The 25,787-nt window shown below is 72.6% G+C and carries 23 protein-coding genes and 2 pseudogenes; 6 read left to right on the top strand and 19 right to left on the bottom strand.

Features of this window, described 5'->3' with window-relative positions; translation table 11 throughout:
* Nucleotides 1-28: 28 nt before the first annotated feature.
* The 3 genes from AB0F04_RS23000 to AB0F04_RS22990 form a co-directional block, all read right to left on the bottom strand.
* Nucleotides 29-2,059, bottom strand: coding sequence for a protein kinase (locus AB0F04_RS23000; protein ID WP_362043985.1), 2,031 nt, complete (start codon nucleotides 2,057-2,059; stop codon nucleotides 29-31).
* Nucleotides 2,060-2,138: 79 nt separating this feature from the next.
* Nucleotides 2,139-2,597: a MarR family transcriptional regulator gene (locus AB0F04_RS22995; RefSeq protein WP_362043983.1), complete on the bottom strand. Its 459-nt coding sequence runs from the start codon at nucleotides 2,595-2,597 to the stop codon at nucleotides 2,139-2,141.
* The gene (locus AB0F04_RS22990; protein WP_362043981.1) at nucleotides 2,594-3,199 is read right to left on the bottom strand and encodes a DJ-1/PfpI family protein; all 606 of its coding nucleotides are present in this window, start codon (nucleotides 3,197-3,199) and stop codon (nucleotides 2,594-2,596) included. The genes AB0F04_RS22995 and AB0F04_RS22990 overlap by 4 nt, the downstream gene beginning before the upstream one ends.
* A 165-nt stretch (nucleotides 3,200-3,364) precedes the next feature.
* Between AB0F04_RS22990 and AB0F04_RS22985 the strand changes: the two genes are divergently transcribed.
* The 3 genes from AB0F04_RS22985 (at nucleotide 3,365) to AB0F04_RS22975 (ending at nucleotide 6,354) form a co-directional block, all read left to right on the top strand.
* Nucleotides 3,365-4,720: an aspartate aminotransferase family protein gene (locus AB0F04_RS22985; protein ID WP_362043979.1), complete on the top strand. Its 1,356-nt coding sequence runs from the start codon at nucleotides 3,365-3,367 to the stop codon at nucleotides 4,718-4,720.
* A gap of 160 nt (nucleotides 4,721-4,880) precedes the next feature.
* Nucleotides 4,881-5,582, top strand: a complete 702-nt coding sequence (locus AB0F04_RS22980; RefSeq protein WP_362043977.1) for a GntR family transcriptional regulator — start codon at nucleotides 4,881-4,883, stop codon at nucleotides 5,580-5,582.
* Nucleotides 5,583-5,703: 121 nt separating this feature from the next.
* Nucleotides 5,704-6,354 carry a hypothetical protein gene (locus AB0F04_RS22975; protein ID WP_351629854.1) on the top strand — a complete coding sequence of 217 codons (651 nt, stop codon included), beginning with the start codon at nucleotides 5,704-5,706 and terminating at the stop codon, nucleotides 6,352-6,354.
* 9 nt (nucleotides 6,355-6,363) lie between these two features.
* Here the strand turns inward: AB0F04_RS22975 and AB0F04_RS22970 are convergent, their stop codons facing one another.
* Both AB0F04_RS22970 and AB0F04_RS22965 read right to left on the bottom strand, forming a co-directional pair.
* Complete coding sequence (locus tag AB0F04_RS22970) at nucleotides 6,364-6,657, bottom strand: hypothetical protein (RefSeq protein ID WP_053670518.1); 294 nt, start codon at nucleotides 6,655-6,657, stop codon at nucleotides 6,364-6,366.
* Nucleotides 6,658-6,791: 134 nt separating this feature from the next.
* Entirely contained in the window at nucleotides 6,792-8,075 is a 1,284-nt protein-coding gene (locus AB0F04_RS22965; protein WP_362043975.1) for an adenylosuccinate synthase, read from the bottom strand.
* Between the two features lie 185 nt (nucleotides 8,076-8,260).
* On the opposite strand from AB0F04_RS22965, the gene AB0F04_RS22960 reads away from it, so the two are divergent.
* Entirely contained in the window at nucleotides 8,261-9,136 is an 876-nt protein-coding gene (locus AB0F04_RS22960) for a diacylglycerol kinase family protein (protein ID WP_362043973.1), read from the top strand.
* 20 nt (nucleotides 9,137-9,156) lie between these two features.
* Here AB0F04_RS22960 and AB0F04_RS22955 read toward each other — a convergent pair.
* Nucleotides 9,157-9,450 (bottom strand): annotated as a pseudogene (locus AB0F04_RS22955) (MarR family transcriptional regulator); the annotation flags it as partial.
* On the opposite strand from AB0F04_RS22955, the pseudogene AB0F04_RS22950 reads away from it, so the two are divergent.
* Together AB0F04_RS22950 and AB0F04_RS22945 are read left to right on the top strand one after the other, a co-directional pair.
* Nucleotides 9,449-10,201 (top strand): annotated as a pseudogene (locus AB0F04_RS22950) (ABC transporter ATP-binding protein); the annotation flags it as partial. The pseudogenes AB0F04_RS22955 and AB0F04_RS22950 sit on opposite strands and share 2 nt — an antisense overlap.
* Nucleotides 10,198-11,796 carry an ABC transporter permease gene (locus tag AB0F04_RS22945; RefSeq protein WP_362043971.1) on the top strand — a complete coding sequence of 533 codons (1,599 nt, stop codon included), beginning with the start codon at nucleotides 10,198-10,200 and terminating at the stop codon, nucleotides 11,794-11,796. The pseudogene AB0F04_RS22950 and the gene AB0F04_RS22945, both read left to right, overlap by 4 nt.
* Here AB0F04_RS22945 and AB0F04_RS22940 read toward each other — a convergent pair whose 3' ends face one another.
* From AB0F04_RS22940 to AB0F04_RS22880, 13 genes are all read right to left on the bottom strand, one after another.
* A complete protein-coding gene (locus AB0F04_RS22940) occupies nucleotides 11,797-12,399 on the bottom strand; it encodes a Uma2 family endonuclease (protein WP_362043970.1) in 603 nt (200 codons plus the stop codon). It abuts the gene before it with no gap.
* 87 nt (nucleotides 12,400-12,486) lie between these two features.
* Nucleotides 12,487-13,707, bottom strand: a complete 1,221-nt coding sequence (locus AB0F04_RS22935; protein ID WP_362043968.1) for a cytochrome P450 — start codon at nucleotides 13,705-13,707, stop codon at nucleotides 12,487-12,489.
* Nucleotides 13,708-13,759: 52 nt separating this feature from the next.
* Complete coding sequence (locus AB0F04_RS22930) at nucleotides 13,760-14,425, bottom strand: response regulator transcription factor (protein ID WP_362043966.1); 666 nt, start codon at nucleotides 14,423-14,425, stop codon at nucleotides 13,760-13,762.
* A complete protein-coding gene (locus AB0F04_RS22925; RefSeq protein ID WP_362044296.1) occupies nucleotides 14,422-15,747 on the bottom strand; it encodes a histidine kinase in 1,326 nt (441 codons plus the stop codon). Before AB0F04_RS22925 ends, AB0F04_RS22930 begins: the two co-directional genes overlap by 4 nt.
* A gap of 116 nt (nucleotides 15,748-15,863) precedes the next feature.
* Nucleotides 15,864-16,547 carry a response regulator transcription factor gene (locus AB0F04_RS22920; protein WP_362043964.1) on the bottom strand — a complete coding sequence of 228 codons (684 nt, stop codon included), beginning with the start codon at nucleotides 16,545-16,547 and terminating at the stop codon, nucleotides 15,864-15,866.
* On the bottom strand, nucleotides 16,544-17,923 hold the full coding sequence (locus AB0F04_RS22915) for a sensor histidine kinase (protein WP_362043962.1): 1,380 nt from the start codon (nucleotides 17,921-17,923) through the stop codon (nucleotides 16,544-16,546). The genes AB0F04_RS22920 and AB0F04_RS22915 overlap by 4 nt, the downstream gene beginning before the upstream one ends.
* Entirely contained in the window at nucleotides 17,916-19,127 is a 1,212-nt protein-coding gene (locus AB0F04_RS22910) for an acyltransferase (protein WP_362043960.1), read from the bottom strand. Before AB0F04_RS22910 ends, AB0F04_RS22915 begins: the two co-directional genes overlap by 8 nt.
* Nucleotides 19,120-20,118: an alpha/beta hydrolase gene (locus AB0F04_RS22905; protein ID WP_362043958.1), complete on the bottom strand. Its 999-nt coding sequence runs from the start codon at nucleotides 20,116-20,118 to the stop codon at nucleotides 19,120-19,122. The genes AB0F04_RS22910 and AB0F04_RS22905 overlap by 8 nt, the downstream gene beginning before the upstream one ends.
* A gap of 156 nt (nucleotides 20,119-20,274) precedes the next feature.
* Nucleotides 20,275-21,471, bottom strand: a complete 1,197-nt coding sequence (locus AB0F04_RS22900; protein WP_362043957.1) for an RNA-guided endonuclease TnpB family protein — start codon at nucleotides 21,469-21,471, stop codon at nucleotides 20,275-20,277.
* Between the two features lie 241 nt (nucleotides 21,472-21,712).
* Complete coding sequence (locus tag AB0F04_RS22895; RefSeq protein ID WP_362043955.1) at nucleotides 21,713-22,576, bottom strand: alpha/beta hydrolase; 864 nt, start codon at nucleotides 22,574-22,576, stop codon at nucleotides 21,713-21,715.
* A 186-nt stretch (nucleotides 22,577-22,762) separates the two neighbouring features.
* Nucleotides 22,763-23,947 carry a kynureninase gene (gene kynU, locus AB0F04_RS22890; RefSeq protein WP_362043953.1) on the bottom strand — a complete coding sequence of 395 codons (1,185 nt, stop codon included), beginning with the start codon at nucleotides 23,945-23,947 and terminating at the stop codon, nucleotides 22,763-22,765.
* A complete protein-coding gene (locus tag AB0F04_RS22885) occupies nucleotides 23,940-24,770 on the bottom strand; it encodes a tryptophan 2,3-dioxygenase family protein (RefSeq protein WP_362043951.1) in 831 nt (276 codons plus the stop codon). The genes kynU and AB0F04_RS22885 overlap by 8 nt, the downstream gene beginning before the upstream one ends.
* A gap of 150 nt (nucleotides 24,771-24,920) precedes the next feature.
* Entirely contained in the window at nucleotides 24,921-25,334 is a 414-nt protein-coding gene (locus tag AB0F04_RS22880; RefSeq protein ID WP_053670459.1) for a DUF3151 domain-containing protein, read from the bottom strand.
* Nucleotides 25,335-25,787 lie beyond the last annotated feature (453 nt).

Raw genomic sequence — 25,787 nt, 5'->3', positions numbered from 1 at the left:
GGCGAGCTCGTCCCCGGCTCGGCGTCGGTCACTGCTTCGTGTACGCCAGTCGTTCCCCGCTGCTCGTGTTCACGCGTTCCAGCGTGCCGTTCGTCAGGAGCGTCACCTCGGTGGCCGCACCGGGGGTGCAGGCGGTGCGCGGCTGACCGACCTTGACGGTGGTGGGGCCGATCTGCAGCGCGCCGCCGGTGCCGGGGTCCGCGGTCAACCGGCCCTCGAAGACGCAGTGGTAGGTGCCGCCGCCCCGGGTCGGGCCGTCGGCCACGAGGGACAGGACGGTGTCGCCCGGTTCGCCCTGCTGGAGGGTGAGCGAACGGCTGTGCTCGCCGTCGGCGTTGTCGATGGTCGTGCTCCAGGTGCCGAGGTATCCGGCCGGGATCGTGCCGTCCGCCGGGGAGGGCGAGGTGTCCGGCTGCGAGGTCGTCGGGGAGGGGCCCGGGGCGGTCGGTGACGGGCCCGTGCTCTGCGTGCCGCCGCGGCCGTCGTCGGCCCGGTCGTCGCCGCCCTGCATCAGGGCGTACACCGACCCGCCCGCGGCGAGCGCGACGACCAGGGCGATCACGACGAGCAGCGCGGTGGAACGGCCGTCCCCCCGCGTCGGCCGGGGCTGCGGGGGGCCGTACGGCGGAGTCGTGCCGTAGGGCGGCGGGCCGTACGGCGGGGTGGAGCCGAGACCCCCGTAGGCGGGGTGCGCCGGGGGGACGCCCGGGGCGCCGGGCTGGGGGTGCTGCTGGGGGTATCCGTACGCCGGGTGCGGGGGCGTCTGCGGCCGGGGCTGCGGGTGGGGCGGTGCGCCCGGGCCCGGCAGGTGGTGAGGTGCCGGGGGCGCGCTCTGCCCGGCGGCCAGGGTGGGCAGATGGTTCACCGGCGGCCCGCCGCCCTGCGGGCCGGGCAGACCGGGCGAGGGCGGGGCGGGGGTCGCCGCGGGCGCCGTCGCGGGGACGTGGGGCACGGCGGGGCGCGGTGCCGACTCGTCGGCGGTGGGGGCGTGTTCGGGGGTGGGGCCGGGGCCGGACCCGGCCGTGGGGACGGCGCCCGGCTGCTTCCCGGCGCCGCTGTCCGCCTGCGGGCCGGTGGGGGCCGGTCGCACGGGTCCCCGGTCGGCCTCGCCGGCGGGCCGGGCCTGCCCGGTCTCCCCCTCCGGATCCTCCGTCTCCAGCAAGCGCACCGCGTGCCGCCCCAGTTGGGCCACCAGTGCGCTCGGCAGCCAGGGGTCGAGGGCGCGGCCGTCGGAGACGGTGTCGTCCGCGCCCGTGCGCTGCAGGACGCGGTCGAGGGAGGGCCGGGCGGCGGGGTCCTTGCGCAGGCAGTCCCGGACGAGGTCGGCGATGCCCTCGGGGACGCCCTCCAGGTCCGGTTCCTCCTGGGCGATGCGGAACATCAGGGCGTGCACGCCGCTGTTGGCGCTGCCGAACGGCAGGGCGCCGGTGGCGGCGTAGGCGAGTACCGAGCCGAGGCAGAAGACGTCGCACGCCGGGGTGATGCGGTCGCCCCGCACCTGCTCGGGCGCCATGAAGCCGGGCGACCCGACGAGCGCGCCGGTGCGCGTGAGTCCGCCGTCCGTCACGGTCTCCAGGGCGCGGGCGATGCCGAAGTCGATGACGCGCGGGCCGTCGATGGTGACCAGCACGTTGGACGGCTTGAGGTCGCGGTGGACGATGCCGGCCGCGTGGATGTCCTGGAGCGCGTGCGCGAGCCCGGCCGCGAGGATGCGCACCGTCCGTTCGGGCAGGGCACCGTGGTCGTGCCCGACGACCTGCTGCAGGCTCGGCCCGGCGACGTACCCGGTGGCGACCCACGGCACGGCCGCCTCGGTGTCGGCGTCCAGCACCGGCGCCGTCCAGTACCCGCCGACCCGCCGTGCGGCCTGCACCTCCTGCCGGAACCGCTCACGGAACTCCTCCTGCGCGGCGAGTTCCTCGCGCACGAGCTTCACGGCGACCGTACGGCCCCGCCCGGAGCGGGCCAGGTACACGTGGCCCATGCCCCCCGCGCCGAGCCGCGCCAGCAGCCGGTACGAACCGATGTGCTGCGGATCCCCGGGCCCCAGCTTCTCCATCGCTCAGCCGCCTTCCCCCCACACGTGAGCAACAGACCGAGAATAGTGCGGGGCCGGGGCGGGGTGACCTGGACAACTTCTACGGTTCCGTAACAGGCGGACCCACCTGGTCGAGCACCGTGGACAGGCGTTCCAGCAGCCGCACCGCCTCCGCCAGCTCCTCCTGACCGAACGCCTCGGCCAGCCGGTCGGCGAACGCCGCGTGCCCGGGGTCGATCCGGGCGATCGCCGCACGTCCCTCCGCCGTGGGCGCGAGGAGCTTGGCGCGGCGGTGCGCCGGGTTCGGCCGGTACTCGGCGAGCCCCTTGCCGACGAGCAGGTCGGCGATGCGCTGGACGCTCTGCCGTGTGATGCCCATGGCGCGGGCGATGCCGGAGACGGGCAGCGGCTCCCCGAGGACCGCGCCGAGCACCTGCCACCAGGCGGCGGTGAGCCCGGCGGGCCGGGCCAGTTCCTCCGCGACGGCGAGGAACTGGCCGTTGAGCCGGAACACCCCGAGGGCGCTGCTGCTGAGCAGGTCCTGACGCTCCCGGCTCACAGCGCCCCGGCCTTCTCCAGCACCTCGTACGCCGCCGCGTCGGAGTCGTGGAAGAGCCGGTACCAGGCGTCCAGCACCTCGCCCTCGTACACCCCGAGCAGCCGGAGGATCTCCCGGGCGAAGGCGACGGGCTCGGTCGGGCCGGCGGTGACCAGGTCGCCGTCGGTGACGGCGTCGGCCTCGACGTAGCGCCCGCCGCCCGCGTAGCCGGTCGCGGCCAGGTAGAAGGAGATCGCACTCGTGTGATCACGGTCGTCGAGCAGGCCCTCGCGGGCGAGCCCGGCGGTGGCGCCGCAGATCGCGGCGACCGGGACGCCCGCGTCGAGGAAGGCCCGGGCGGTGCGGGCGAAGGGGGCGAGGTCGCCCGAGGTGTCCCAGAGGTCGGCGCCCGGGAGGATCAGCAGCGCGCTGTCCTCGGGGCGCAGGTCCGCCAGGGCCAGGTCGGGCTGGATACGCAGTCCGCCGGTGCTCCGCACGGGGGCCGTGGACGGGCCGACGGTGCGGATCTCGTGGCCGGCGCGGGCGAGGTGGGCGGTTGCGTGGCCGGTCTCCCAGTCGGCGAGGGTGTCGTACACGGCGAGATGGACGGGTTTGCCGCTCATGGCTCCTCCTCGGTTCTGCATGACAACACACTGTCAAAAAGACAGCATATTGTCAAGAGATCCGCCGCGCGGCGCCTTCCCGTCGACAACCTGTCGCGGAAACCCCCGGACCTCACACACGACGCCGATTTCCCGCCCCCGCCCGCCCTGCCTACGCTCGCCCGCATGACCCCTCAGCCGAACCCCGAAGCCGGCGCCGCCGTCAAGGCCGCCGACCGTGACCACGTGTTCCACTCCTGGTCCGCTCAGGAGCTCATCGACCCGCTCGCCGTCGCCGGTGCCGAGGGGTCGTACTTCTGGGACTACGACGGCCGCCGCTACCTCGACTTCTCCAGCGGGCTCGTCTACACCAACGTCGGCTACCAGCACCCGAAGATCGTCGCCGCGATCCAGGAGCAGGCGGCGAAGATGACGACCTTCGCACCCGCCTTCGCCATCGAGGCGCGATCGGAGGCGGCCCGGCTGATCGCCGAGCGGACCCCGGGCGACCTGGACAAGATCTTCTTCACCAACGGCGGTGCCGACGCCGTCGAGCACGCCGTCCGGATGGCCCGGCTGCACACCGGCCGCCCGAAGGTGCTCTCGGCGTACCGCTCGTACCACGGCGGCACCCAGCAGGCCGTGAACATCACCGGCGACCCGCGCCGCTGGGCCTCCGACAGCGGCACGGCCGGGGTCGTGCACTTCTGGGCGCCCTACCTCTACCGCTCCCGCTTCTACGCCGAGACCGAGGAGCAGGAGTGCGCCCGGGCGCTGGAGCACCTGGAGACGACGATCCGCTTCGAGGGCCCCTCGACCGTCGCGGCGATCATCCTGGAGACGATCCCGGGCACGGCCGGGATCATGGTCCCGCCGCCCGGCTATCTCGCGGGCGTGCGCGAGCTGTGCGACACGTACGGGATCGTCTTCGTCCTGGACGAGGTCATGGCCGGCTTCGGACGGACCGGCGAGTGGTTCGCGGCGGACCTGTTCGGTGTCACGCCCGACCTGCTGACCTTCGCCAAGGGCGTGAACAGCGGCTACGTCCCGCTCGGCGGTGTCGCGATCTCCGGCGCGATAGCCGAGACGTTCGGCAAGCGGCCCTACCCCGGCGGTCTGACGTACTCCGGGCACCCGCTGGCGTGCGCGGCGGCGGTGGCGACGATCGAGGTCATGGCGGAGGAGGGCGTCGTCGAGAACGCGGCCCGGCTCGGCGCCGACGTCGTCGGACCGGAGCTGCGGGCGCTCGCCGAGCGGCACCCGAGCGTCGGCGAGGTGCGCGGCACCGGCATGTTCTGGGCGCTGGAGCTGGTGCGCGACCGCGAGACGCGGGAGCCGCTGGTGCCGTACAACGCGGCCGGTGAGGCGAACGCCCCCATGGCCGCCTTCGCCGCCGCCGCGAAGAAGGGCGGACTGTGGCCCTTCGTGAACATGAACCGGACGCACGTCGTGCCGCCCTGCAACATCAGCGAGGCCGAGCTCAAGGAAGGCCTGGCGGCGCTGGACGCGGCGCTGTCGGTGGCGGACGAGCACACGCGGTAGACACGGGCACCCGGCAGACACCGGACACCCACGGTAAACACCTGTAAACCCGTCAGTAACCGACATCCTCGCGCCTCATTCGAACGCGTAAGGTGGCGTGCTCGTAGACATCCATAACACGCGCACGCCACCCGAACGCGACGAGGGAGACGCCCTGACAATGCCCGCCAGCTCCGGCAACGGCGCCGTGACGCGCAACACCCTGCGACAGCAGATCGCCGACGCGCTTCGTGACGAGGTGCTGGCCGGGCGGCTCCAGCCGGGGCAGGAGTTCACCGTCAAGGAGATCGCCGAGCAGTACGGGGTCTCCGCGACGCCGGTGCGCGAGGCGCTCGTCGACCTCTCCGCGCAGGGACTTCTCGACGCCGACCAGCACCGCGGCTTCCGGGTCCACGAGTACTCGGTCGAGGACTTCCGCGGCATGATCGAGGCGCGCGGTCTCGTCATCGAGGGCATGTTCCTCGCACTGACCGAGGGGCACCCGGGCGCGGTGCGGCCGGACGATCCCCGGTACGCCGCCGTCGTCGCCGGGGTCCGCAGGCGCGGCGAGGAGGCGCAGCGGGCCGCCGCGGCCGGTGATCTCAGCGTCCTCATCGGGTACGACCTGCGCTTCTGGCGCGAGCTCGGCGCCTGCTTCGGCAACCCCTACCTCGCCGACTTCCTGAACCGGCTGCGCGTGCAGACCTGGGTCTGCGCGGTGCCGCACCTGCGCCGGCTCACCGATCTGCGCGGCGAGCTGTGGGCCGGTCACACCCAGCTGGTCGACGCCCTGATCGACCGCGACAACGACGCCGCCCGGGCGATCATCGCCGCGTACAACACGCACTCGCTCACCCTGATCGAGCGGCTCGCCACCGGATGAGCCGCGTCGCGGCTGTCCGTATGGGTATGGGACATGCACGGCGGGCGCCGTGACCGCGGCGCACCGCTACCCTTCTTGACCACCGTGTTACCCGACCACCGCGCTGAGCGAGGAGCCCTCTTTGGCCTGTGACCTGTGGCTGGTACCGCTCGTCGACGTGTTGTGCCACACGCCGGACAATCCCTTCGCCGAGGAACTCGCGCAATACAACAAGGTGCTCGCCGAGGCCGGTCTGCCGCCGGTGCCGGTGTACCAGTACATGCCGGGCCTCACCGGCGACGTCGCCCCGGTCGCGGGCTTCGACTACGACGCGCTGCACTTCCTGCGCCGTGCCTATCTGCTCCAGGTCTGCGGCCTGCCGGTGACGCCCGTGGACGAGCTGGGCGGCGACTACGAACAGCTGCTGGAGATGTTCGAGTCGACGGCCCAGCAGTCGCACCTGGTCTGGCACTACGACCACGCGGGCGCCTACGTCCCCGTCGACTTCCCCGGGCCGCTCGCCGACGACGATCTCCTCGCCGGCGGCGGACCGCTGGGCTCCTCGCACGCCCTGCTGCGGGAGCTGGAGGTGGTCGCCCCGGCCATCGGGATCGACCCGGCCAACCCGCCGGCGGCCCCCCAGCCGCCGCTCGCCCCGACGGAACTGGAGGAACCCGCCGTTCCCGCCCCGTACGATCCGAGCCCCTTCGCCCGTGAGCGGCACGTCTGGCTCGGACTGCACGCGGCCGTGACCCGCAGTCTGGCCCAGGGTTCGATGATCGTCTTCAGCTGAGCGTGCGGTTCACCGTCCCAGCTGGGAGAGGCCCTTCTGCACGTCCTCCATGTTCATCACCGGCGTGTAGGAGATCTCCGCGCCCAGCTGGAGGAAGTAGGGCTCGCTGATGACCGGCATCTGCCAGCTGTCCTGCATGTCGAAGACCACGTAGGCGGTGCGCTTGCCGTGGTCGGAGGTGAAGTAGGCCGCTTCGGGCTTGATCTGTTCCATCGACTCCTGGATCAGCTTCCCCAGGGTGCCGTTACGGATGGCCTCGTTGGCCTTCTCCGTGTCCATGGACGCCTTGAGCAGTACGCGCATCGCACTCACCTTCTCCTGGCCGACGCGCACGGGGTACGGCTTCAGCGTATGCCCGTTCGCGGCAACTCTCCCGGCGGAGAAAAGCGGGCCGCCCCCCGTGTGCACGAGGGGCGGCCGGCCGGGGTCGGGGCGACTCAGAGGAACGAGTTGATCTCGATCGTCTCGTCCCGGCCCGGGCCCACGCCGATCGCGGAGATCGGGGCGCCGGACATCTCCTCCAGCGCCTTCACGTACGCCTGGGCGTTCTTCGGCAGGTCCGAGAACGACTTGGCCTTGGAGATGTCCTCGCTCCAGCCCGGCAGCATCTCGTAGACCGGCTTCGCGTGGTGGAAGTCGGTCTGCGAGTAGGGCAGCTCCTCGACGCGCCTGCCGTCGATCTCGTACGCGACGCAGACCGGGATCTGCTCCCAGCCGGTGAGGACGTCGAGCTTGGTGAGGAAGAAGTCGGTCAGGCCGTTCACGCGGGTCGCGTAGCGGGCGATGACCGCGTCGAACCAGCCGCAGCGGCGGTCACGGCCGGTGGTGACACCGCGCTCCCCGCCGATCCGGCGCAGCGCCTCGCCGTCCTCGTCGAACAGCTCGGTCGGGAACGGGCCGGCGCCGACACGGGTCGTGTACGCCTTGAGGATGCCGATGACCCGGCTGATCTTCGTCGGGCCCACGCCGGCACCGGTGCAGGCGCCGCCCGCGGTCGGGTTCGACGAGGTGACGAAGGGGTACGTGCCGTGGTCGATGTCGAGCAGCGTGCCCTGGCCACCCTCGAACAAGACGACCTTGTCGTCCTCCAGCGCCTGGTTGAGCACCAGGACGGTGTCGGAGACGTACGGCGCGAGCTTGTCGGCGTAGCCCAGCAGCTCCTCGACCACCTGGTCCACGGCGATCGCGCGCCGGTTGAAGAGCTTGGTGAGGACCTGGTTCTTGACGTCGAGGGCCGCCTCGACCTTCTGCGTGAGGATCGACTCGTCGTACAGGTCCTGCACGCGGATGCCGACGCGGTTGATCTTGTCGGCGTAGGTCGGGCCGATGCCGCGCCCGGTGGTGCCGATCTTCCGCTTGCCGAGGAAGCGCTCGGTCACCTTGTCCACCGTCACGTTGTACGGCGTGATGATGTGCGCGTTTCCGCTGAGGAGGAGCTTGGACGTGTCGACGCCACGCTCGTTCAGACCGCTCAGCTCGGAGAGCAGGACCGACGGGTCGACGACGACGCCGTTACCGATGACCGGCGTGCAGCCGGGAGACAGGATTCCGGAAGGGAGGAGGTGCAGTGCGTACTTCTGGTCACCGACGACCACCGTGTGGCCGGCGTTGTTGCCGCCCTGGTAGCGCACCACATAGTCCACGGATCCACCGAGAAGGTCGGTGGCCTTTCCCTTGCCTTCGTCACCCCACTGAGCACCGAGCAGCACAAGTGCGGGCACGCGCGTACACCCCTTCCGGGCGGGGCATGTCCATGGTCGAGGGCGCACGCGGATAATCGCAGCCGCGTGCACCGCGACCGCCGTTGGCCGCCAACCGTCGGACCGGATGCCCCGGAATAGACGAAGCCCCTGGCGCAATAGCGCAAGGGGCTCTTGCACAAAGATGCTACCCGAGGAAGCGAGGCATGGCCGAGGTGGCGACTTCCGCGACGTCCGAGCAGCTGCTGGTGGTGGTCGACCCGGTCGCCCGTAGGTCGGACGGCGAGTCCGTTCGGATCGCGAAAGACGTGCTCGGCGCGGGTGCGGGCATGAAGCTGTGCCTGCCGGACGGACCGGAGGAGTTCGCCCGGGCCCTGGCCCGGCGGGGCTCGCGGCGACCGGTGGTGGTGGGCGACGACCGGACCCTGATCCGCGCGGTGGCGCTGCTGCACCGCCACCGGGAGCTGGCCGGATGCGCGCTGTCGGTGGTGCCGGTCGGGGGCGCGCATTCCCTGGCCCGGTCGCTGGGGATACCCACGGGGACGGTGGCGGCGGCGCGTGCGGTGCTCGACGGGGTCGAGCGGCGCATGGACCTGATGGTCGACGACAGCGACGGGGTGGTGCTCGGCACGCTGCGCATACCGCCGCTGCGGCCGGCCGGGGCGAGCGCCGGGGCCGCGCCGGATCCGGACGACGTCCCGGGCCGCCCCTGGCTGCGGACCTGCCAGTCCCTGGTCCGGACGCTGGTTCCGGCGGGCCGCCCGTCCCGGCTCGCCGCCCTGCCCGAGCCGGGGCCGTCCCGGCTGCGGGTCGAGGTGGACGGGGAGACCCTCGTCGATCTGGACCAGCCGGTGGAGGCGGTGTCCGTGGCACCGGCCGCGGCGGGGGTGGCGTCGGTGGAGGTCAGACCCGTGTCGGTGGGCGCGGAGGCCTCACCGCTGCTGGCACAGGGCCGGACGGTGACGGTGTCCGGGGCGCACTTCCGCTACCGCGCGGACACCGTGGTGTCAGGGCCGGTACGGACCCGGACGTGGGTGGTGCGGGAGGGCGCGTGGGGGCTGACGGTGCCGGCGGGGCAGTGAGTCGGCCGCCGGTCATTCGGCCCGAACGTCTTCTCCCGGTGCATGCGCCAGCGCTCCATCATCTCCACGATCTCGGCCTCGATGAACTCGAAGAAGGCCAGCGTCTCGGCCATGCGGCGCCCGGCCGGGGTGCCGGCGCCGAGGCTGGTCACGCCCTCGCGCAGGGCGCCTTCCCAGCGCTTGATGACGGCCTCGCGGTTGGTCAGCGCCTCGTACCACTGGTTGCCGTGCACCCGGTAGCGCTCCCGGCGCGATCCCGGCTCCCGTTCGCGCGAGACCATGTGCGTCTGGGCTAGGTAGCGCACCGCCCCGGTCCTGCTCGGCCTGCTGCGCGCCGACTCGGGCGCCGCGCAGGTGCTCGGCCGCGACCCCTGGGCGGACGCCGTGGAGGTGCACCGCCGGATCGCCTACGTCCCCGGGGACGTGACGCTGTGGCGCAACCTCTCCGGCGGCGAGGTCATCGACCTCTACGGCCGGCTGCGCGGAGGGCTCGACGCGGGGCGCCGCGCGGAGCTGACCGAGCGTTTCGAACTCGACCCCACCAAGAAGGGCCGCACCTACTCCAAGGGCAACCGGCAGAAGGTCGCCCTGGTCGCCGCGTTCGCCTCGGACGTCGACCTGCTGATCCTGGACGAGCCGACCTCGGGCCTGGACCCGCTGATGGAGGAGGTCTTCCGGCGCTGCGTCGAGGAGGAGCGCGACCGGGGCCGCACGGTCCTGCTCTCCTCCCACATCCTCAGCGAGGTCGAGGAGCTGTGCGACCGGGTGAGCATCATCCGGGGCGGCCGTACGGTCGAGAGCGGTTCACTCGCCGACCTGCGCCATCTGACCCGCACCAGCGTCGTAGCCGAACTCGCCGGGCCGCCCGACGGATTGTCGGCGCTTCCCGGCGTGCACGACCTCGACGTGCGGGGGCGCCGCGTCCGCCTCCAGGTCGACACCGACCGGCTGGACGGCGTCCTGCGGTCGCTGAGCGAGTCGGGCGTGCGGTCGCTGACGTCGACGCCGCCCACGCTGGAGGAACTCTTCCTGCGGCACTACCAGGACGAGGTGGCGGGCCGATGACGACCGTCGCGGTACGGCACGGCGGCTCGCGCCAACTCGCCGGTACAGGCACGCTGCTGCGCTTCGCCCTGCGCCGCGACCGACTGATGATCCCCGTCTGGATCGCGGTCAACGCGTTGATGGTCCTCTCCATGCCGGGCACGCTGGAGGGCTTGTACGGCACCCCGGCCGAACGCGCCGACCTGGTCCGGCAGATGGAGACCAACTCCTCACTGCGCGCGATGGTCGGCCCGGTCTTCGGCGACTCACTGGGCGCCCTCACGGCCTGGCGCGTCGGCATCTACGCCGGTGCCCTGGCGGCCGTGATGAGCCTGCTGGTCGTCGTACGGCACACCCGGGACGAGGAGGAGAGCGGCCGTCAGGAACTGGTCGTGTCCGGGGCGGTGGGCCGCCGGGCCTCGCTGACGGCGGCCCTGCTGGCGGCGGCCGTCGCGAACGCGGTGCTGGCGCTGCTGGTGACGGCGGGGCTGGCCGGACAGGGCGCGGCCGGGGCCCTGGCCCTCGGGCTCGGGATCGCCGGGGTCGGGATGGTCTTCGCCACGATGGCGGCGATCGTCGCGCAGCTGACGGAGAGCGCACGGCTGGCCCGCGGCCTGACGGCGGCGGTGCTCGGAGCCGCCTTCGTCCTGCGCGCGGCGGGCGACTCGGGGACGGACGACGGCTCGTCGGTTCTGACCTGGCTCTCGCCGCTGGGCTGGCTGGTGAACCTGCGGCCCTACGCCGCCGAACGCTGGTGGGTGCTCGCGCTCCTGGCCGGGGCGGCCGTCCTCCAAGGGGCGCTGGCCTACGCCCTGGCCGGCCGCCGGGACCTCGGCATAAGCTTCCTGCCGACCCGGCCGGGCCCCGCGTCCGGCCGGCTGGGCACGGCGGGCGCCCTGGCCTGGCGGTTGCAGCGGGGTGGCGTGCTCGGCTGGAGCATCGGCTTCTTCGCCGCCGGGGTCGTCTACGGCGGCATGACCGAGGGCGCGGCCGACCTGGTCGGCGACAACGACAACGCCCGGCGGATCATCGAGCGGATGGGCGGGCAGTCCGGCCTGACGGACGCGTTCCTGGCGTCCATGATCGGCATGCTGGGCCTGGTCACGGCGCTGTACATCGTTTCCTCGGTGCTGCGCCTGCACGGCGAGGAGACCTCGGGCCGGGCGGAACCGGTGCTGGCGAACGCGGTGGGGCGGTTGCGCTGGGCCGCCGGGCACTTGGTGATCGCCTTCGGCGGTGCCGCCAGGATCATGCTGCTGGCCGGACTGGGCTTCGCCGTCGGTTACGGCAGGCAGGTGGGGCCGGTCCTGGCCGCCTGCCTGGTGCAGCTCCCGGCGGTGTGGATGGTCGGCGGCGTGGCGGTGCTGCTGCACGGCGCCCTGCCCCGGGCGGCCGCCGCGGCCTGGGGTGTCGCCGGGGCGGTGCTGCTGATCGGCTGGGTCGGGCCCGCGCTGGATGTGCCGCGGGCGGTGCTGGACGTCTCCCCGTTCGGGCATCTGCCGAAGCTGCCGGGCGGCTCCATGGAGTGGGGGCCGGTGGCGGTGCTGACGGGGGTGGCGGTGCTGCTGGTGGCCGGGGGGCTCGCAGGGTTGCGGAGGCGGGACATGCTTACGTGATCAGTCGACGTACTGCTTGAGCTTCTCGGTGTCCAGTTCGATGCCGAGGGGCTCAGGGATCAGCAGGGCGGCCCCGAAAGGTGCCGTGCGGCAGTTGCCGTATCCGACGCCCGGGTCCGGATCACTGTAGAGCTTGACGGCGCAGGCATCCCGATCGACCAGCAGATAGAAGGGAATGCCGGCGGCGCCGTAGGCGACGGGCTTCTCCTGGCGGTCGCGCCGGTCGGTGTCGGAGTCGTACGACGTGACTTCGAGAACCAGGAGCACCCCGCTCGGGTCAGCCCATTCCCCGTGCCCCGCGAAGTGTTCCTCGGGCACGAGCACGGCGTCGGGGCGGGCCCGGCCATCTCGGTACTTCTCCACGCGCAGGCCCTGCCCTTGGTAGAGGTCGAGGTCGGGCCTGTATTGCATGCAGCGCCGCAGCAGCCACGTGACGATGGTGTTGTGGTCCCCGTCGGCCACCCTCTTGACCCCGATCCGTCCGTTGATGAACTCCAACCTGACGGCGTCGTCGGTCTCCTTGGCCGCGAAGGCGGCGATCCTCTCGAACTCGTCGACCGACATCTGGGGCGTCTGCAAGCCGCGCTCTGCCATAACCGTCATGGTGCACCGCCTTTCAGGTTGTGGCCAGTGTGGCGAGGCCCGGACGACAGCGGGTCGATACGCATTCCTGCTCATCCGAACGGGTGATCACCCCACCTCGACAGTCAGACACTCCAAGCCTCTGATCACAAAGTTCGGCTTCCTCACCGGCTCGGCGGCGAGTCGTAGCGTCGGGGCCCTCTCCAGCAACGCCCCCATCGACGCCGCCAGTTCGATCCTGGCCAGCGGTGCGCCGATGCAGTAGTGGATGCCGGCGCTGAAGGAGATGTGGGGGTTGTCGGTGCGGGTCAGGTCGAGGGCGGACGGGTTGCGGAACACCGTGGGGTCGTGATTGGCGGAGCCGAACAGCATCGCGATCTCCGCGCCCCGGGGGATCGTCGTGCCGTCGATCTCGATCTCGTCCAGGACCCAGCGTTCGAAGAGCTGCAGCGGGGTGTCGTAGCGCATCAGCTCCTCGATCGCGGACGGGATCAGCGTGTGGTCCGCGCGCAGCAGCTCCAGCTGCGCCTCGTTGCGGAACAGCGCGTACCAGCCGTTCACCGTGGCGTTCACCGTGGCCTCGTGACCTGCGTTGAGCAGCAGGACACAGGTGGAGATCATCTCCTGCTCGGTGAGGCGGTCACCCTCGTCGTGGGCCTCGATGAGACCGGAGACGAGGTCGTCGCCTGGCTCCTTGCGGCGCGCCGCGATCAGCTCGCGCAGATAGTCGGTGAACTCGACCGACGCGCGGACCGCCCTGGCCGCGGTGTCCTCGGACGGGTTCAGCTCGTACATCCCGCAGATGTCCGCCGACCAGGGGCGCAGCGGGGCCCGGTCGGACTCCGGGATGCCGAGCATCTCCGCGATCACCGCGACCGGGAGGGGCTCGGCGACGTCCTTCAGCAGGTCGCCGCCGCCCGCCGCGACCAGCCCGGACACCAGGTCGTCGGCCAGGGCGCGCACGTACGGCTTCAGCCGCTCCACCGTGCGCGGGGTGAACGCCTTCGACACCAGGCGGCGGATCCGGGTGTGGTCCGGCGGCTCCAGGTCGAGCATCCCGTGGTCGTTGAGCGTGTGGAACGGCTCGTGCTCCGGCGGGGGCGCGGTACGGCCGAACTCCTCGTGCGTGAACCGGTGCTGGTACGTGCGCCCGAGGCGACGGTCGCGCAGCAGGGCCGAGACGTCCGCGTGGTGCGCGACGAGCCACTGGTTCGTGGGCTCGAAGTACCGCACGCGGCCCTGGGCACGCAGGTCGGCGTAGGCGGGGTACGGGTCGGCGAGGAACGCCGGGTCCCACGGGTCGAACCCGAGGTCGGAAACAGCTGCCATGAACGGACGCTAGCCCGGCACCCCCCACTCTGACCAGGGACGGCGCTCCCTGTCACCCCGGCGTCACCAACCGTGCCTCGTAGGCGAACACCGCCGCCTGCGTGCGGTCCCTGAGGCCCAGCTTCACCAGGATCCGGCTGACATGCGTCTTGATCGTCGACTCGGCGACCACCAGCCGCTGCGCGATCTCCGCGTTCGACAGGCCCTGCGCGATGAGCACCAGCACCTCCGTCTCCCGGTCGGTGAGATCCCCGTAGGCCGCCTGCGCGGAGGGCATCAGGGCCGGCTTCTCGGAGAGCTTGGAGAACTCGGTGATCAGCCGCCTGGTCACCGACGGCGCCAGCAGCGCCTCCCCCGAGGCCACCACCCGCACCCCGTCGGCGAGCTGGCGGGCCGAGGCGTCCTTGAGGAGGAAGCCGGAGGCTCCCGCGCGCAGCGCCTGATACACGTACTCGTCGAGGTCGAAGGTGGTGAGCACCAGCACCTTGGCCGCGCCGTCGGTGGCGACGATCTCGCGGGTCGCCTCGATGCCGTTCAGCTCGGGCATGCGGATGTCCATCAGCACCACGTCCGGGCCGAGCTCGCGGACCTTGGCGACGGCTTCCCGGCCGTTCACCGCCTCGCCGACGACCTCGATGTCCGGCATCGCGTTCAGCAGGACCGAGAACCCCTCGCGCACCATCATCTGGTCGTCCGCGATCAGCACGCGGATGGTCATACGTCACCCTCGTCCGGCAGGGCGACCGGCAGGAACACCGCCACCTCGTAACCTCCGTCGTCCGTGCCGCCCGCCGTCATCTCGCCGTTCAGCATCGACACCCGCTCCCGCATGCCCGTGATGCCGTGCCCGGCGCCCGGCGAGGGCTTGATCAGGCTCGGGTTCGGCGGCGGGCCGTTGACGATGCGCAGGCCCAGGCCGCCGAGAACGTATCCGATCTCGACACGTGCGGTCGCGCCCGGCGCGTGCCGCAGGGTGTTGCTCAGGGCCTCCTGCACGATCCGGTACGCCGACAGCTCCACGCCCTGCGGCAGCTCTCGCACCGCGCCGGTCACCACCTTCTCGACACCCAGCCCGGCCTCCCGGACATTGGCCAGCAGCCCCTCCAGGTCCGCGAGGGTGGGCTGCGGGGCGTCCGGGGCCTCGTAGTCCTCGGCGCGGACGACGCCCAGCACGCGGCGCAGTTCGGTCAGGGCCGCCACCGCGTTCTCCCGGATCGTGGCGAACGCCTTCTCCAGCTCCGGCGGCGGGTTCTCCACCCGGTAGGGCGCGGCCTCCGCCTGGATGGCGACCACCGACATGTGGTGGGCCACCACGTCGTGCAGCTCGCGGGCGATCGTGGTGCGCTCCTCCAGCAGGGTGCGGCGGGAGCGCTCGTGCGCGGTGACCGTCTGCTGGGCGGTGACCTCCTGCTCGGCGTTGCGGCGGATGTGCCACACGGTGACGCTGAGCAGGATCAGGGCCGATATGACCAGCATGGCAGCGGAGTTGCTGCCGTACTCGTAGTAGGTCGGGCCGATGCCGGTGTCCGCGAGGAGGGCGTACAGCCCGGTCAGCGCCCACATCCACGCGGCCGTGCGCGGCCGCGTGCGGATCGCCACGACCGTCAGCACGGTCAGATGGCAGGCGAAGCTGCCGGGTGTCCAGGGCCATTCCCCCCAGCGGCTGCCGAGCACGGAGGCGATCGGGGTGGAGACCATGGACGCCCAGAAGGCGCCGACCGGCCGCACCATGGTCAGCAGCACGGGAATCGCGCAGAGCAGACCGACCAGCAGGGCCGGGCCTCCGGTGTCGACCGTGGAGAAGGCCAGGGTGATCAGGGCCGTCGCGGTGATCACGGCGTGCGGGAGCCACTGCGCGTACTCCCGCAGCCGGCCCGGCAGCCGCCGGACGATCCGCCCGTCCGTGTGCCGGCCCGGCAGCGGCCGGTAGGCGAACGCGTCGTGGATCAGGTCCTGCCGCAGCCCGCGCAGGGCGTCCACCGCCAGCCGGTACTCCGGGCTGCGCGATGCCGCCCCGTCCCCCGGCGGCCTGGTCTGCATGTGAGTCGTCTCGGTCACGTACAGAACGGTATGCGGCCCCCCGGCCCCGGTCGTCCCCTTGGAGAGGGGTTCCTCGTCGTCCCTCTCAGGTACTACGGGGCCCCGTCGGCCACCCCTCAGTACCCCGCCGGCCGCACCAGCCCCGACTCGTAGGCGAACACCGCCGCCTGGGTCCGGTCCCTGAGGCCCAGCTTCACCAGGATCCTGCCGACGTGGGTCTTCACCGTCTGCTCTGCCACGAACAGGTGCTGGGCGATCTCCGCGTTCGACAACCCCTGGGCGATCAGCGAGAGCACCTCCGTCTCCCGCTCGGTCAGATCGCCGACGCGTTCCTTCAGCGGGGCGCGGGGCTTGCCGTCGAGCCGGGAGAACTCGGCGATCAGCTTGCGGGTGATGACCGGGGCGAGCAGCGCCTCCCCGGCCGCCACCACCCGGACCGCCTCGGCGAGCTGCTCGGACGAGGCGTCCTTCAGCAGGAAGCCGGAGGCTCCGGCACGCAGCGCGTCGTACACGTACTCGTCGAGGTCGAAGGTGGTCAGGACCAGCACCCTGATGTCCGGGTGGGCGGCGGTGATGCGCCCGGTGGCCTCGATGCCGCCGATGCCGGGCATGCGGATGTCCATCAGGACGACGTCGGGGGCGAGCTCCGCGGCCAGGGCCACGCCGCCCTCACCGTTCTTCGCGTCGCCGACGACCTCTATGTCGGGCTGGACGCCGAGCAGCACGGTGAAGCCCTGCCGGACCATCGCCTGGTCGTCGACGATCAGAACCCGGATGGGTTCGCCGGTGCCGCTCGTCATGAGGTCCTTCTCCGGGGTGCGGTGGGTGGGTGGGTGCCCGGGGTGTCGGCGGGCGGGCTGTCCGGGAGGAAGGCGGTGACCTTGAAGCCGTCCCAGTGCCACGGGTGGGCCGTCATCGTGCCGCCGAGCATCGCGACCCGCTCCCGCATGCCGAGCAGTCCGTGTCCCGCGCCGGTCGACGGCGGGGGCGGTCCGGTGGGGCGGCCGTTGACGATCTCCACCTCCAGGCCGTCCGGCTCGTAGGCGAGACGGACCGTGATCCTCGCGCCGGGCGCGTGCCGCAGGGCGTTGCTCAGCGCCTCCTGCACGATCCGGTACGCCGACAGCTCCACGCCGGGCGGCAGTGGGCGCCGCTCGCCCGTGATGTCCGTGACGACCTCACGTCCGGCCGCCCTGGTGTTCTCCACCAGCGCGTCGAGCCGGTCGAGCGTGGGCTGCGGGGTGTGCGGTGCGGTCTCGTCACCGGCGTCGGCGAACGGCTCCCCCGGCCCGGGGTGCTCAGAGCGCAGCACGCCCAGCACGCGGCGCAGTTCGGTCAGGGCCTCCAGGGCGTTCTGCCGGATGCCCGCGAGGTTCTCCCTGAGCTCGTCGGGCGGGTTCTCGACGAGGTGCGGGGCGACCTGCGCCTGGATGGAGATGACCGACATGTGGTGGGCGACCACGTCGTGCAGCTCCCGCGCGATGCGGCTGCGCTCCTCCAGGAGGGTGCGGCGGGTGCGTTCTTCGGCGGTGAGGGTGGTCTGCTCGACGAGCTGCGCGCGGGCCTCGCGGCGGCCGCGCAGGGCGGTGCCGAGTATGACGACGACGGTGAACAGGGTGACCGCGAGTACCCCGGTGGGCGAATAGCCGGCCGCGCCCAGCAGCCCTTGGACGACGTAGGTGAGAAGCACGGTCAGCGCGAGCGCCTCGACGGATGCCCGGGCCCGCACCCGCAGGGCGAGCAGCAGCAGCACCGCCATGTGTCCGATCATCCCGGCCGACGTCCAGGGCCAGGTGAAGTCGGGGGCGCCGCCGGCCAGCAATTGGCGGCGCACTTCCAGCGCGCCCAGCAGCGTGGCCGCCGTCGAGAGCCACCACGCCGGGATGGGCCGCCACAGCGCGAGCACCATGGCACCGCCTTGCGCCAGCCCGAGCGGGAAGGCGATCTGCGGGCCCACCCCGCCGTTGTCGACGAGCTGCCCCACCGCGCCGAGGGTGACACCGAACGCGGCCAGGCACACCAGGCCGTGCGGCAGCCAGCGCAGCCACGTGGAGGCCGGCATCGGATCTGCCCGGAAGGTCCACAGGTCGTCACGCAGCACCCGCAGCCAGCCCCTGCCCCACGCCCGCAGCGCGCGGCCCACCCCCGTGTCCGTCACACGGCCCAGCCTAGACATGACGTGCCTCCGTCGCCGCGCCCCGGTCGGACGGACGGTGCGCCCGCACCACCCGCGACCTGCGGCCCCGGCCGCCGCCGCCTCGCTCGAAGGAGCGGAAGGCGGCCCAGCAGACCGCGAGGGCCAGCGCGAACACGGGCAGCCAGAGCAGCCGGGCCCCGACCCAGCCGAGGTCGTCGGGCCGCGTGTGCAGCCCGGGGAGCCGGCCGACGAGGAGGCCGCTGGCCGTGGTCGCCATCAGGGCCGTCTGGTGCCAGAGGAAGACGGTCATCGCGGAGAGGTTGACGAGCGCCACCGCCGCCCACGCCACGGGCCGGCGCATCGCCCGCCGCAGCCGCTCGCGCAGCAGCAGGGCGCCACCGCACTGGGCCAGGCCGAACGTGACGACGGCCAGGGTGGGCGGATACAGGTTGGACATGGCCTCGCCCGGGACGCCGACCATGGCCGCCGGATAGCCCGCCCACGCCACGAGCGCCGCGGTCGCCGCCGCCCCGGCACCCAGCAGGACCCAGCCCGCACGCCTGCGCTCCAGTTCGCCGCGGGTCCAGGCCGCGCCCAGCGTGTAGGGCACCATCCAGGCGGCCGCCACGTTCACCCAGCCCAGCCAGGCGGGGCCTCCGAGGCCGAAGCGCAGCAGGTCCACGTGCAGGACGACGGCCAGCGGCCACAGCGGGTTGAGCCGGGTGAGCAGCGGGGTCGCCGCCGTCAGACCCGCGAACACCACGAGGAACCACAGGGGGGACAGGGCCAGCTTCACCAGCGTGCGCACCGTGCCGTACTCGGTGCCCGACAGCAGCAGCGCGACGGCGGCGACCGTCCACAGGGTGAGGACGGCGGCCACCGGCTTGAACAGCCGGGACAGCCGGGCCGTCAGCCACTGGTGGTACGGGATTCCCCGGGCCCGGGCCGAGGCATGACTCCGGGTGGCGACATGGCCCCCGACCAGGAAGAACACGGCGAGTGTCTGGAACATCCAGGACACGGGCGTCAGCCAGGGCATGTGCTGCAGCGGGCTCGCCGTGCGCAGGACGCGGCCGTCGGAGACCAGGGCCGTGACGAGCCAGTGCCCGAGGACGACACCGAGGACGGCGGCGGCCCGCAGGGCGTCCACGGCCCGGTCGCGGCCGGGCGGGGTGGCCGCGCCGATGCGCTCGGCGCCACGGCGCACGGCCTGCCGGGCGGCGCGGGTGCCGATGTCAGTCATGGGTCACCGCCCCGGTCTCGCCCAGGACGATCCGGGCCAGGTTGGTCAGGGAGACCGTGCCGGGTCTGAAGTAGTCGCTGTGGCCGCCGTCGCCCGCCGTGAACACCCGGGCGCCGAAGGCCGGGGTGACGGGGTCGGTGCCGAAGCCGACGGTGGTGCCGAACAGGTCCAGGTCGACGTGCGGGACGTTCTCCACCCAGTCGTCACCGCCCCGGGCCGCCCAGACGCGGGCGCGGGTGCGCAGGCCGGCGGCTGTGTCGGCACCCGTACCCGGGCTGCCGACGAGCGCTATGTCGTCGACGGCGAGCCCGGGGGCGGCACGGCCGCAGACCACCGAGGCGTACGAGTGGCACAGCAGCGCGATGCGCGGTCCGGCGCCCGCTATGGCCCGCAGGTCGGCGACGAGCGCCCGCAGGTGCGGGGCCGCCTGATCCGCCCTCCCGGTCGTGGTGACCGTCGTGCTGACCGTGCCCGGCGTCTCGTAGCCCAGCCAGGCCACGACCGCGGTGCGCGTGCCCGCCGGGGCCTGCCGGCCGAGCTGCCGGTGCAGGGCGGCGGCCGCCGCGTGGAACCGGCCGTAGGTGTCGAGGCTCGTGTCGGATCCGGGGACCAGGACGGCGATGCGGTCGGCCCGGGCGAGGTCGCCGAGGACCTCCGTCACCCGGCCGGAGCCGCGGCCGTCGAACCGCAGGAGGTGCCGGGTCGGTGCGGCCAGACGACGGTCCGTCGCGGCGCGGTCCCGGTCGTGGTGGGCGGCGGCCGTACGGGCCGCCTCGGCGGCGTTGGCCCGGTTGGCCGCGTACGCCTCGTCGAGCGTCGACGCGGTGAGGGGGGCGAGGTTGGCGGGGGCCGGTGCGGGGGTCTGCGGTCGTACGGCCCCGGACAGCGGGACGACCACCGCACCGGTGATGAGGGCCGCGAGCGCGGCCCGGCGCCATCGGCCGGCGCGGCGCCTGCCGCCGCCACGACGGTACTTCGGTGCGGACCCCATGGTCGTCCCCCTCCAGCGCACCCGGCCATCGGGTCTGCGTGGAAGGGAAGTTACGGAGCGCGGCACCTCGTCCGCGTCACACCGGGGAACTCACCTGCGGCGTAGCTCTCAGGTACTACGGGTTTGACTTCTCCCCCTCCTGAAGGAGGGGGATTCTCACGGCTTGCGCTGTGAGGGTTTCTGCTTCGTCGCCGACTGCCCGCCCGGAGTGCTCCGTTGAGGTCTTACACCGGCTCCACAGACTGTCACCGCCAGCCCGGCGGCCAGAAGGTTCTTCGCCGCGTTCACGTCCCGGTCGTGGGTCGTGCCACAGCTGCCGCACGTCCAGGTACGGACGTGCAGCGGCATCTTGTCCTGCAAGGCACCGCAGCCGGAGCACAGCCTGGACGAGGGGAAGAAGCGGTCCACCGCGATCACTTCCCGCCCGTACCAGGCGGCCTTGTACTCCAGAAGGCTCCGGAACTGCGCCCAGGCGGCATCCGAGATGGCACGGGCCAGGCTCCGGTTCCTGACCATGGTGCGCACGGTCAGGTCCTCGATCACGAGCGTTTGGTTTTCACGCACGAGCCGGGTGGTCAGTTTGTGCAGGTGGTCACGGCGCCGGTCGGCAATCCTCGCGTGGACCTTCGCGACCTTCCTGCGCGCCTTGGCCCGGTTGTTCGACCCCTTGGCCTTGCGCGACAGTTCCCGCTGAGCCTTGGCCAAGCGGGCGCGGTCGCGGCGCTCGTGCCGGGGGTTTGTGATCTTCTCGCCGGTGGAGAGGGTCAGCAGGTGGTCCAGGCCGACATCCACGCCGATCGCCGTATCGGCGGCCGGGAGCGGCTTGACGCCAGGGTCGTCACACAGCATGGAGACGAACCAGCGTCCAGCCGCGTCCTGGGAGACGGTCACCGTGGACGGCGTCGCCCCCGGCGGGAGCGGGCGCGACCACACGATGTCCAGTGGTTCCGTCATCTTCGCCAGGGTCAGCTTCCCCTCGCGGAAACGGAATCCGGACGTGGTGTACTCGGCGGACCTGCGCGACTTCTTCCGCGACTTGAAACGCGGGTACTTCGCCCGCTTGCCGAAGAAGTTCGTGAACGCTGTCTGCAGGTGCCGCAGGCACTGCTGCAACGGCACCGACGACACGTCGTTGAGGTAGGCCAGTTCCTCGGTCTTCTTCCACTCCGTGAGCATGGCCGAGGTCTGGTTGTAGTTCACCCGCTCCTGACGCGCCCACGCCTCGGTGCGGGCCGCGAGCGCCAGGTTGTAGACCTTGCGCACACATCCGAACGTGCGCGACAGCTCAGCTGCCTGCACATCGGTCGGGTAGAAGCGGTACTTCAATGCCCGCTTCACGCACGTCGTGGCCACGCTCACAAACTAGCGTTCCCACAGGTGAAGATCAAACCTGCGGATCAGAGCACTGCGATCCGCCTTGACGGCGAATCACAGCTCCCTGCCCTGCTACCGCCGGAGTCCGATTCCTCCCCCGCCTGAAGGCGGGGGTCTCCTCGGAGGCAACTGATGACCGGGGCCCTCTTGAGGGGCAGACCTTGAGGGTCAGCTCTCAAGGGTCGGATTTCAAGGGGCAGACCCCTGAGGCGGCCGCCCCTCACCAGGCCAGCTGCGCGATCTCCTCCACGGCGACCGCGCACGCGTCCGCCGCCGGGTCGATCAGAGGGAAGTGCCCCACGTCCTCCAGCAGCGTCACCCCCACCATCTCCCCCGCCTTCGCCGCCGCTTCCGCGTACGACTCGGCGACCGCCTGCGGCACGTCCAGGTCCGCACGGCCCTGGACGAGGGTGGTGGCGATCCCGGTGGGCAGCAGCAGCGCCGGGTCCGCGTACGGCTGCCGCTCGGCGAAGTACTCGTCACCGCCCAGGAATTGGCGGGCCGCACCGCCGCACACATCCAGCTTGTCGGCGATGGCGAGGTCCGCGATCGGGGCGAGGGCGACGACGCCGCGCAGGGACAGCGGACTACCGCTGCGCCAGGGCGAGTCGGCCGGCAGGACGTGCCGGGCGGCGCCCCACAGGGCGAGATGCCCGCCCGCCGAGTGGCCGGTGAGGACCGTACGGCGCGGGTCGGCCTGCGGCAGCACCTCCCGTACCAGCGCGGGCAGGGCGTCCAGCGCGGCGGCGACGTCGTCGAAGGTGTCGGGCCAGCGGCCCGCGACCGGGTCGTCACCGCCGCCGCGCCGGTACTCGGCGCTGGCCACGGCGAAACCGCGGCGGGCCAGGACGTCCGCGAAGGGGCTGATGTGACGCCGGTCGTACGGCGCCCGCCAGGCACCGCCGTGCAGCACGACGACGACCGGGGCAGGTCCGGGTCCGCCCGCCCGGCGCGGTGCGAAGAAGTCGATCACCTGGTCCGGGTGGTCGCCGTAGGCCGCGGTGGCGTCGGGGCCGACGGGCGCGTGGGAGAAGGCCGACTCCTCCTCGGCAGCGGCCCGTGCTGCTGCGACGTCGTCCGTCATGCTCCAACCCTCCAGCGATGAACCGTACGCGGCGGCCCTGTTGAGGGGGCCGTCCGTTGGCCGGGACGGTACCAGGCGCGTGACGTGCGGTGACACGCAGATGTGACGCTCGGTGAGACCGGAGAGGAGACCGGGGGACCAGCCGCGGGGCCGGGACGTCGCAGGGGCGTCCGGCCCCGCCCCCGATCAGGCCAGCGTCCGGGCCAGCACCCGCGCCGCCCGCTCGACGTCGGCGAACCCGACGTACAGCGGTGTGAAGCCGAAGCGCAGCACGTCCGGCGCCCGGAAGTCGCCGACCACACCCTGCTCGATCAGCCGCTTCATCACGTCACCGGCATCGTCACAGCGCAGCGCGATCTGACTGCCCCGCTCCGCGTGCGCCACCGGCGTCACGCACTCCACCCTGCCCCCGGGCACGTACGCCGCCACGCATTCCAGGAAGAAGTCCGTCAGCGCCAGCGACTTGGCCCGCACGGCCTCGACCGACACCCCGTCCCAGACCTCCAGGGCCGCCTCCAGGGCGAGCATGGAGAGGATGTCGGGCGTGCCGACCCGGCCGCGCAGGGCGCCGGGGGCGGGTTCGTAGCCGGTGCGCATCCCGAACGGCTCGGCGTGCGAGTTCCAGCCGGGCAGCGGCGAGTCGAAACGGTCCTGCAGCTCCCGCCGCACATACAGGTACGCCGGTGAACCGGGCCCGCCGTTCAGATACTTGTAGGTGCAGCCCACCGCGAGGTCCACGCCGTGCGCGTCCAGCCCGACCGGCAGTGCGCCCGCGCTGTGGCACAGATCCCAGACGGCGACCGCCCCGGCCTCGTGCGCGGCGGCCGTCAGACCGGGCAGATCGTGCAGCCGGCCGGTGCGGTAGTCGACGTGGTTGAGCAGGACGGCGGCGGTGCGCTCACCCAGCGCGGCAGGCACGTCCGCGGGTGCCACGGGGCGCAGGGTGCAGCCGGTCATGCGGGCGGCGGACTCGGCGATGTACCCGTCGGTGGGGAAGGTCGTCGCGTCGACGAGGAGCTCGTCACGGCCCTCCCCGGCCAGCCGCACCGCGCCCACGAGTGCCTTGAAGACGTTGACACTCGTGGAGTCGCCCACGACGATCTGCCCGGGCGCCGCCCCGACCAGCGGGGCGATCCGGTCACCGATCCGCTCGGGCGCCGTCCACCAGCCGCTCTCCTCCCAGGACCGGATGCGCAGCTCGCCCCACTGGCGGCGTACGACGTCCTCGACCCGGCCGGGGACCACGGCGGGCAGCGCGCCGAGGGAGTTGCCGTCGAGGTAAACGACGTCGTCGAGAACGAAGTCCGCGCGCCTGCCGCCCAGTTCGTCGACGGCGTCCCGCTTTTCCGCCACGATCGCCAGGTCAGACATAGGACCGCGCCGTCCACAGCTCGGGGAACACGTTCTTCTGCGCGCGCTTCTCCAGCCAGGCCACCCCGGCGGAGCCTCCCGTGCCGGTCTTGGCGCCCATCGCGCGGCGCGTGGCGACCAGATGGTCGTTGCGCCAGCGCCACACCAGCTCGGCGACGTCGCTCAGCGCCTCGCCCAGCCGGGCGACCTCGTCGCTCTCGTCGCCCGAGTAGACGGCCGTCCAGGCCGCCTCCACCTCCGGGGACGGCTCGTAGCGCTTCGACACGTCGCGCCGCAGCACCGCCTCGGGGATGTCGTGCCCACGCCGCGCCAGCAGCCGTACGACCTCGTCGTACAGGCTCGGTTCGTGCAGCGCCTTCTCCAGCTCCGCGTGCACACGCGGCGCGCCCCGGTGCGGGACGAGCATGGACGCGGACTTGTCACCGAGCAGGAACTCCATGCGCCGGTACATCGCCGACTGGAAGCCGGAGCCCTCGCCGAGTGCGCTGCGGTACGAGTTGAACTGGGCCGGCGTCAGCTGGGCCAGCGGCTTCCAGGAGTGGTTGAGCGCCTCCAGCTCGCGGACGGACCGCTTGAGCGCGGCGATGGCGGTGGGGATGTCGTCGCCCCTGAGCGCGCCCGCCGCCGTCTCCCACTCGTGGACGATGACGGTGAACCACAGCTCCATCACCTGGGTCGTCACCAGGAAGACCATCTCTCCGGGATCGTCGGAGAGGGTGTGCTGGAGGTGGGTGAGTACGTCGGCCTTGACGTAGTCCTCGTACGGCGTCGTGCCGTGGAAGTCGAGATGCGGGGTCTCGGGCTCGTGAGCCTCGTGGGACATCGCTGTCTCCTGCGTATTACTCCGGGTAGCGGTCCGCCCCTGCCGAATCCGACACGGGGGCCCCGGTCCCCGAGGGCATCTTGCGCAATCGTCCCCCGAAACCGCAAGGCCCGCCTTTCGCGGACGGGCCTCGCGGGCACGGACCGTGTGTCAGCCCAGGACCTGCGCCGCCGTCGGCGAGGAGTCCTTCAGGAACTGGGAGCAGCGCTCGTACTCCTCCTGCTCGCCGATCGCCTGGGCGGCGCGGGCGAGGGCGTGCAGGGCACGCAGGAAGCCGCGGTTCGGCTCGTGCTCCCACGGCACCGGGCCGTGGCCCTTCCAGCCGTTGCGGCGCAGTGCGTCCAGACCGCGGTGGTAGCCCGTGCGGGCGTACGCGTAGGACTCCACGGCCGCGCCCCGCTCGAACGCCTCGTCGGCGAGCTGCGCCCAGGCGAGCGAGGAGGTGGGGTGCGCACCGGCGACCTCGACGGACGCGGCGCCCGACGCGAGCATTTCCCGCGGCCCGGGGTCGTCGGGGAGATGGGTCGGGGGCGGACCCCCGAGAAGGTTCTCGTGAATGGACATGAGGTCAAGTCTGCGCCATGCCGCCCGCCGCGGCGTAGCGGGCGGGGGGATCGGCCCGGACGACTCCCGCGACCGGCCGCGTCGGCTCCCGCGACCGGCCCGCCGCACCGCTCCTGCGGGGCTTGGGCCCGGCGACAGCGGTGCGGGCGGGTGTCCCTCGGCCGGGCGGCGCGGCGGCCTGGCAAAGGCCAGGCAGGCGGTCGGCACGACGGCAGGCGGCCCGGCCCGGCAGCGGCCGGCACGACGGAAAGCAAAGCGGCCCCGCAGTGGCCGGCAGGAAGGAAGAGCGCCCGACGGCACGACGACCAGCAGGACGCCGGACGACGCGACGGCCGGCCGACCCCCCGGCGCCGCCGAGGCAGCCGGGTCTCGCGCGGCAGGCGGCGCGACCGGGCGGCGCGGCGCCTCCCACGACGGGCCGGGCACCTCCTAGGACGGCAGCCTCTTGCGTAC

The organism is Streptomyces sp. NPDC029041 (assembly GCF_040637515.1).
GTDB lineage: Bacteria > Actinomycetota > Actinomycetes > Streptomycetales > Streptomycetaceae > Streptomyces.
The sequence above is the reverse complement of the archived record's forward strand: the minus strand, read 5'-3'. Positions and strand labels throughout refer to the sequence as shown.